At 41.6% G+C, this 7599-nt stretch carries 13 protein-coding genes; 9 read left to right on the top strand and 4 right to left on the bottom strand.

Translation table 11 applies throughout. The features are described 5' to 3' along the window. The 7 genes from BUA78_RS17770 to BUA78_RS17745 all read left to right on the top strand — a co-directional run. The coding region (locus BUA78_RS17770) for an Ig-like domain-containing protein (protein WP_207650516.1) at positions 1–1134 on the top strand (1134 nt) is incomplete at its 5' end. A gap of 10 nt (positions 1135–1144) precedes the next feature. Beyond that, the gene (locus tag BUA78_RS17765) at positions 1145–1447 is read left to right on the top strand and encodes a hypothetical protein (RefSeq protein ID WP_072917233.1); all 303 of its coding nucleotides are present in this window, start codon (positions 1145–1147) and stop codon (positions 1445–1447) included. A gap of 28 nt (positions 1448–1475) precedes the next feature. Continuing rightward, positions 1476–1793 (top strand): hypothetical protein, encoded by a 318-nt coding sequence (locus BUA78_RS17760; RefSeq protein WP_072917230.1) that lies wholly within the window; start codon positions 1476–1478, stop codon positions 1791–1793. Positions 1794–1806: 13 nt separating this feature from the next. Next, a complete protein-coding gene (locus BUA78_RS17755; RefSeq protein ID WP_084082496.1) occupies positions 1807–2382 on the top strand; it encodes an N-acetylmuramoyl-L-alanine amidase in 576 nt (191 codons plus the stop codon). Between the two features lies 1 nt (position 2383). Continuing rightward, entirely contained in the window at positions 2384–2683 is a 300-nt protein-coding gene (locus BUA78_RS17750; RefSeq protein WP_072917229.1) for a hypothetical protein, read from the top strand. A gap of 462 nt (positions 2684–3145) precedes the next feature. Next, a complete protein-coding gene (locus BUA78_RS20925) occupies positions 3146–3280 on the top strand; it encodes a hypothetical protein (protein WP_274377412.1) in 135 nt (44 codons plus the stop codon). 208 nt (positions 3281–3488) lie between these two features. Then, entirely contained in the window at positions 3489–4067 is a 579-nt protein-coding gene (locus tag BUA78_RS17745) for a beta-class carbonic anhydrase (RefSeq protein WP_072917226.1), read from the top strand. A 154-nt stretch (positions 4068–4221) separates the two neighbouring features. On the opposite strand, the gene BUA78_RS17740 is transcribed toward BUA78_RS17745, so the two are convergent. The 4 genes from BUA78_RS17740 to BUA78_RS20910 all read right to left on the bottom strand — a co-directional run bounded on the left by BUA78_RS17740 (position 4222) and on the right by BUA78_RS20910 (position 5059). Then, positions 4222–4434: a hypothetical protein gene (locus tag BUA78_RS17740; RefSeq protein WP_072917224.1), complete on the bottom strand. Its 213-nt coding sequence runs from the start codon at positions 4432–4434 to the stop codon at positions 4222–4224. 143 nt (positions 4435–4577) lie between these two features. Continuing rightward, positions 4578–4700 carry a hypothetical protein gene (locus BUA78_RS20920; protein WP_274377411.1) on the bottom strand — a complete coding sequence of 41 codons (123 nt, stop codon included), beginning with the start codon at positions 4698–4700 and terminating at the stop codon, positions 4578–4580. Positions 4701–4749: 49 nt separating this feature from the next. Then, positions 4750–4875 (bottom strand): hypothetical protein, encoded by a 126-nt coding sequence (locus tag BUA78_RS20915; protein WP_274377410.1) that lies wholly within the window; start codon positions 4873–4875, stop codon positions 4750–4752. 49 nt (positions 4876–4924) lie between these two features. Beyond that, complete coding sequence (locus BUA78_RS20910) at positions 4925–5059, bottom strand: hypothetical protein (RefSeq protein ID WP_274377409.1); 135 nt, start codon at positions 5057–5059, stop codon at positions 4925–4927. 700 nt (positions 5060–5759) lie between these two features. Between BUA78_RS20910 and BUA78_RS17735 the strand changes: the two genes are divergently transcribed. Together BUA78_RS17735 and BUA78_RS17730 are read left to right on the top strand one after the other, a co-directional pair. Continuing rightward, entirely contained in the window at positions 5760–6911 is a 1152-nt protein-coding gene (locus BUA78_RS17735) for a PAS domain-containing sensor histidine kinase (protein WP_072917244.1), read from the top strand. Between the two features lie 182 nt (positions 6912–7093). Next, on the top strand, positions 7094–7501 hold the full coding sequence (locus BUA78_RS17730; RefSeq protein ID WP_072917222.1) for an RrF2 family transcriptional regulator: 408 nt from the start codon (positions 7094–7096) through the stop codon (positions 7499–7501). Positions 7502–7599 lie beyond the last annotated feature (98 nt).

Genomic DNA, 7599 nt, shown 5'->3' with positions numbered 1-7599 from the left:
AATGTAAATACTGGTGCAAAAACCCTCGTAAATGGTTTTAATACCTCTGCCTTTATTTGTCAGACCACTTCAGGTGGTATAAGAAGCACGATGGCTCAATTAAATTGCAATCCTAAGATTACCATATCTTTACCTGCAACAAATCAATCATTTTCCACAGCTCCCGGAAGAAAAACTATTACTATCTCCGGCACTGTAAGTGATGTTGATAACAATAATGTTACAATTAGCGCTGCCATTAACGGGAAGACAAAGATTACGGTTATCAGCAACACCTCCACAGCAAAAACATGGTCTTTAACCTGGGATGTGTCTGCAGATAACATTGCTGAAGGAAGTTATAGCAATATACTTGTTACTGCTGACGATGGGATGGGTGGTATAGCCACAGCGACGATGGGCTATACCTTGACGGTGGACCGAACGACACCGGTGATTAGTATTTCAGGGGTGGCTAATGGACAAACCTATCAGAATTCGGTAACGCCAATCTTCTCGGCTACGGATGCAGGAGGTGCGGGGCTTGCTTCGGTAACGGCTACGCTTAATGGTATGGCTTACACTTCCGGCACAGCCATTACCTCTGCCGGGGGCCAGGTACTCGTGGTTACCGCTATAGATCATGCGGGAAATCAATCACAGCAATCAGTCAATTTCACGGTAAATAAAGCTCCAACGTGCTTACTATTCTCACCGGCCACAAATCAAACCTTAGCCGAAGGTCAAGTAATAGTCGTTACTGAAAATCGGTTTACTGTTAGAATTACCCCAGATGATGCCAATACGGGGGATGCACTCCAGTATAAGATTATCCAGAGTGGTATAACAAAAGTCGATTGGAAAAATTGCTCCAGGAGTATCGCCTTTGACTGCACATTTACGGATGTATTACTAGGGAATAACGTTTGCCAGGTGATGGTAAGGGACGACAGGGGAGGCCAAGTAACCAGAACATTTACCGTACGAAATAAAGCCTCTGGATCGGCTGTTGCGGCCTTATCCCAAAAGGGGGTCAGGGAAGTACTAATAGCCCTGGGCTATCCAGGTACAGCCTTTCGTTGTCTGAATGATCTTAAACCCAGTGGCTACACTGGGCCATTGTCTTTTAGTGGTATTATTAATTCTCTGAGTTAGGAGGGGGATGATGCGTTATTTTAAAACAGCAAAACATGTCCAGGAAGATGGGACGGTACAATACGGAAATCTACCGGTTAATTTTGTGATAGGGTATGAAAGTGATGCAGAGGTGGTGTTCCCTTTAGATGAGCAAGTAGAATTACCGGATCATACTGCTATCCAGGAAATCGGCTTAGCAGAATATAGGCAATTCATTGATGTTCTATGTGAGCAGGCTAAGCAAAAGAGGGATTTAGAATATGCAGAGTTGCTAAAAACTACCCAACCACAGAACAGCATTAGAAAGCTATTACGCTTTTTAAACAGGTAATCAGTTTATGACAGTAGGGGGTGGATTTGTGCCACCGGAGGATGTTAACGTATTAAAAAATGAACTGAGCAATGTACTGAAATGGTTGGAGCGAATTGAATTGGCTCTAACCAAACAGCGGGAAGAGACTCGCGAGGAAATTAAACAGATCTATGAGCGGCTTGACAATCAGAGGGACGCGGTGAACCGCCAGGAGTGCGAGAGATACCGGGAAAGATGCTGTAGCAAACAAGACTTCAGAAATGAGCAGCAGGATGACAAAATAATGACCATGATGCTGTGTTTAGCAAAATGGAGTGGTATCGGGGTTGGCATTGGCCTGGTGCTAAAATATTGGCTAAGGTAAAGGGGAGGTTGCGTTGAGGAAGAAAAAAATGATTGTTCTTGACCCTGGTCACGGCGGACAGGATCCTGGGGCCGTTGCCAATGGGTTGGTGGAAAAGTATGTTGCCTGGGAAATTGCCCAGCGAGTTCGGGAAAAACTTATTAGGGTGAATGCAGATGTCATAATCGTCCAGCCATCTGCGGGCAATCCTAAAAGCACCACGCAGGATGAATTATACAAACCGCCGCAGGAAGCCAACCTCCTGCAGGCGGATTTTTATTTATCAATTCATGTAAATGCCGGTGGCGGTGAGGGCTTTGAAAGTTTTGTTCACCCTGCCGCCAAGGATAAACGGGCCGATATGATTAGAAATCGGTTACACAGTCAGGTCATGAGATACCTAGCCCAATATAAGATTAAAGATCGTGGGTGCAAGTATGCTAATTTTGCGGTTCTTCGCCTAACAGAAATGCCCGCCGTTCTCTTAGAATGCTTATTTATTGATAACGCTTGGGATGCTGGCTTGCTTAAGAATACTACTTTTTTACATGGACTGGCTAATGAAATTGCTTACGGGCTAATTTTATCTCTGGAATTAGAGGAGGGATAAAGTGGAAATTAGCACAATTTTTGAAGAATTTGGTGGTCTACTGCAGGTATTTGTACCAACCGCTGCAGTTCCTTTTGTTCCTGTAATACTACTATTAGTTTGGGTTACCTATCAACTGGTACCGAACCTAAAAAAATTGGCACCCATGATAGCACTGGTAGCGGGTCTGCTGGTGTCTTTGGTAATTTTGCAAATGGATTGGCGAGAAGCAATTCCTACCGGATTGACTCTGGGCGGGTATGCCATTGCTCTGTGGGAACTTAGCAAAATAAAGCGTGGGCAAGGGAGCACAAGAAATTAAATAAAATTAACTATCAATAAAAAATTTTGACCTTGCACAGAACACGTGTTTGGTTTAAAATAATAATTGTTCTCACAAAGATTTCCAGGCCAGTTTTAGACAAAGAAATAGACTGCGATTTATTGGTATTGACAACAAAGTAATAATAACTCCATGGAAATAAATATTTCTTAGATAAAATGGTTTTTATTGTAATAATAGTAAAAAATTAGAGGGAAAATAGCTTTATTAATAGAATAAACAAAACATAATCTGAAAATTACAAATTTAATTAAAGGGAGGGTGAAGAAAATAATAAAAGGACAAATGAAAAAATGACGTTTAGCTGGAACAACAGCTAAACGTCAGCAGTTTGAAAATACCCTATTAGAAGTATTTACCAAAATTCTATTTCAACAATAATTTTAGAGTTCCTCCTACCAAATTTTAATGATGAAACATAACTATTGGAGGGGTTAAAAATTGAAGAATGAGTACGCTTGGGAATCCCTCCACCAGGAAATGACAGATTTAGGTATTATCAACGGAGAGGATCTTGAAAATCAAATTAAACAGTTGGAAATAGAGGTTGATATTGAACTTAAAAAAGATAGATGATTTTATAAAACTGCATGAAGTGGTATAGTGGATATAGTGAGAGAAAAGGGTCTTCGATACAGTCATCGGAGACCCTTTTTTTATGTGCATGAAAAGACCCTGGTGACGGCGAGAAGAATGTCTGTAGGTGACTTTTATTTCACAAAATAATGTGGTAACCTGGGTAGACTATTAATGAAAAACCACAGGGATTATAGGAGTGAGTAAAATGGGCTTTTTACGAGAGATTCTAGACTATAACAAACAATTTGTTGAGCAGGAAGAATTCCGTGAGTTCCAAACCACTAAATATCCGGACAAAAAGGTAGTCATCCTAACCTGTATGGATGCCAGGTTGACCGAATTGTTACCCAAGGCCATGAATCTTAAAAATGGTGATGCCAAAATTATCAAAAATGCCGGTGGACTGGTATCCCACCCTCTGGGAAGTATTATGAGAAGTATTCTGGTTGCTATTTATGAACTGGGGGCAGAGGAAGTCATGGTAATAGGGCATCACGACTGTGGTATGGCCAATATAAATCCCGATGAAACTTTACACAAGATGATTAGCCGGGGAGTTACTGAACAAACCATTTTCACCCTGGAGTATTCGGGAATAAACATCCGTAAATGGCTCCGTGGGTTTGAAAATGTATCCGACAGTGTAAAAAAGAGCGTGGAAACGATCAGAAAGCACCCACTAATGCCTCCAAATGTGTTTGTGCACGGCTTAGTCATAGATCCTCATACCGGGAAATTAGATGTTATTGTTGAGGGAAAGCAAACAGAAGGTGCCAGGGGATAAGATAAATCGCTTTATACTATACATTTTCAGACTAAATACTTTCTATGATAACTGAAAAAAACGTCTATACAGTAAACCTGAACTGCATAGACGTTTTTTGGTATATTGGTTTCCACTTACGCCTAAAGACTCGGCGTAAGCCTAGCTTTTCTAGCTAACGAGTAAATGGGTGTTTTTTTGTTGGAGCTTTTTTCTTTTTATCACTCTCTACTTTAGGGCTAGAATTGGAGCCAGGTTTACCATAACCAGGTTTGCCGCAAACAGGGCAATTACCATAATTAGATTTGCCGTAATTAGGACCTAATCCCGGGCCATAGCCAGAACCGTAACCAGGTCGACCAGATTCCGGGCGAAAGCCAAAACCCATAACGCAACCCCTCCTTTTTCTACATAATATTCCAAATAAACACGTTTGTTACAAGGTAGAAAAAGTTTAATAAATGATGATATTAATTAGATACATGAAAAAACAAAACTCCTGGAACCAGGAGCTTTGTTTAGAAGAGTAGGTTATTTTTCAACACTGAAAAAACCGCCGCAACCTGTGTTGCTGCCGCAAAGCAGTAGGATCAGAATTAAAAAGATGACAAAAGAGTTGTTCTGATTACAACCACCACCACAACCGAAACCCATTAGATGACCTCCCTTCCACAAGAGCTTTTATTACTATAAGAAGAAAAGGTTACTTTTCATTCTCAACGTTGAAGCCGCAGCAGCCAGAGCCGCCGCCGAGCAGTAGGATTAGAATTAAAAAAATGATAAAAGAATTTTGATTACAACCACCACCACAACCAAACCCGAAGCCCATTAGATGACCTCCCTTCTCTAAGAGATGTTGTTACTATAAGAAGAAAAGGTTACTTTTCATTCTCAACGTTGAAGCCGCAGCAGCCAGAACCGCCGCCGAGCAGTAGGAGTAGAATTAAAAAGATAATAAAAGAGTTGTTCTGATTACAACCACCACCACAACCGGAGCCGAAACCGAAACCCATCAGATACCCCCCCTTCCCCAAAAGATTCATCCAATAGGAAATAAAGACCAGAGCCTTTGCCAGAGATCAAAATTTGATATTTGTTGAAGCTCTATTGCATAATATGATTTTTTAATAAGAGTGGTACTTTTAAATGGGAAATAAGATTATTCTGCTCGGCAACCGCCGAAACCGCCGCAATTGCCACTGAATAACAGGATAAGAATTAAGAAAATAATAAGATTTGAACCGCCGCCACCACAGCCGCTACCACAACCAAAACCCATAAGTTTAACCTCCTTTTAATGAATGTAATCATGCTGCCTTTTATTTGTTACAACAACCTGGACCAAAGCTACCACTAAGGAGCAAGATGAGCACTAGGAATACAATGGAGGAATTATTACTAATGCCTCCGAAGCCAAAGCCCATAAAATACCCCCTTTCAGGTAATGTTAGAGAGTAGGCAGAAAACATTACTTTTAGTTCATCATATGGGCGTCATAGGGGATGTGTCACAGCTTATTGAAAGATTTACTGAAATGCTTTATTGATATCGGGACAAATTTCTTTCATGTAACGATGTAAGCAAAAATTAGAAGTGAAATTTCTATAATTTTGCTGACTCCTTTTTGTTTGTTGGAGGAATATTGCTCTGTTATGCTGAAATAATCTAAAAGACTAGGAAATACCTAAGGGAGAGTTGTTTACATTGAGTGAAATGTTATTTGAAAATCACTTTAGCCATTATGCTCCAGCAGCAAGATTGCCTATGAACAGGGTGCTGGAACAATACCAGGCGGTCTCTAAAATCCAAGAGATTCATAGTGTTTTGGATGCGTTACCCAATGTAATTATGATTCTCAACCAACAACGTCAACTGGTATATTGCAACCAAGCCCTCTTTGATTTATTAAATATCGATAGCCCGAGGCTTATCCTGGGAGGGCGGCCGGGTGAAATCTTAACTTGTGTTCATGCTTGTGAAAATGAAGCTGGCTGCGGCACCTCAGAAGCTTGTAGCACCTGCGGGGCGGTCCTTGCTTTGCTTACCGGCCTCGGCGGCCAAAAAAACTCCCAAGAGTGTAGAATTACGGTGAGGCAGGGGGACGAACTAGTCGCTCTGGATCTTCTTATTTCGGCCACACCCTTTGAGCTGGAAGAGCAGAATTTCGTCATTGTGCAAGTAAACAACATTAGTGATGAGAAAAGAAGACAAGTATTGGAGAAAATCTTTTTCCACGATATCATCAATACCGCCGGTAGTTTGCGGGGGATTGTGGAACTGTTGGGATATATCAAAGACCCGCATAAAAAGCAAGAATTAATGCAAGACTTGGAAGAGGTTTCAGATTCGTTAATTGAAGAGATTTTAGGACAGAGGGACTTGGTAAGTGCCGAAAATAATGAGTTAGTTGTGCAGCGGGCTACGGTAGAGACCAAGGAACTGTTGAGCAAAGTAGTTGATCAATTTGCCAAACACCCTGTCGCCCAGGGTATTGCCTTACGCCTTAGCGAAGATGCTGAAGTATGTTACTTTCAGTGCGATCCGGTGCTTTTAAAAAGGATTGTAGGTAACATGATTAAAAATGCCTTAGAAGCCTCGCGACCTGGCGATATTGTAAAGGTGGGGGCTGCTCGAAAAGATCAACAGGTGGAAATCTGGGTAAGCAATTCCCAGGTTATGTCCAAGCAGGTTCAACTGCAGGTGTTTAAAAGGTCTTTCTCGACTAAAGGTAAGGGTAGGGGATTGGGCACTTACAGCATGAAGCTGCTCACAGAGCGGTACTTAAAAGGATCAATCTCTTTCCAGGTCAGTGAAACGGCAGGAACCACTTTCCGGGCTAGTTTTCCGCTGGAGATGAAGGAATAATCAATATTGATTGAAGCTGCTGCTTACCAAGCGGCAGCTTTTTAGGTTATGCCCTTCAAGCCAAGTTTTTCTAACTAGAATGCCTTTAAACAAAGATTGACCCTGGTATAGGATTAGAGCATAATTATGGTATATACTGTACCGATTGGGTATACTTTGTACTATAGAAAGTGGGGATGTCTATGAAATTAAATCAGGCAACTGATTATGCCTTTCGGGCGGTATATTACCTCTCTGGTTTACCCAAAGGGCAGTTGGTGGAAGCCAAACTGATTGCCGAAACAGAGAAAATTCCCCTCCGCTTCTTGCTAAAGATTTTACGTTCCTTGGCTGCTGCGGGAATTGTGGAATCTTACCGTGGTGTTAGTGGTGGCTATACCCTGGCTAAAGAACCAAGGGAGATTACTATGAAGGATGTGGTGGAAGCGGTGGAAGGACCCATTGAATTAAACCGCTGTTTGGTAGACCCCGGGGAGTGCAACAAAAATCATACAGCCCACTGTCCTTTGCACCAGGCACTCTTCTCCATTCGGCAGACCCTCAATAAGGAATTGGCCAGCTACAATTTTGCAGACCTGGGCAAAAACTAGGTATAAAAAGAAATTTCTTTTCGACAGGATGTCTAAAGGAAAAAGCCCCCCTTTTAACGAAAAATTTCAAGTAAGGAGTATACATTACATTCCCAAGG

The sequence above is a fragment of the Desulforamulus aeronauticus DSM 10349 genome (assembly GCF_900142375.1).
Classification (GTDB): Bacteria; Bacillota; Desulfotomaculia; order Desulfotomaculales; family Desulfotomaculaceae; genus Desulfotomaculum; species Desulfotomaculum aeronauticum.
This window is presented reverse-complemented; position numbering and strand designations above follow the sequence as displayed.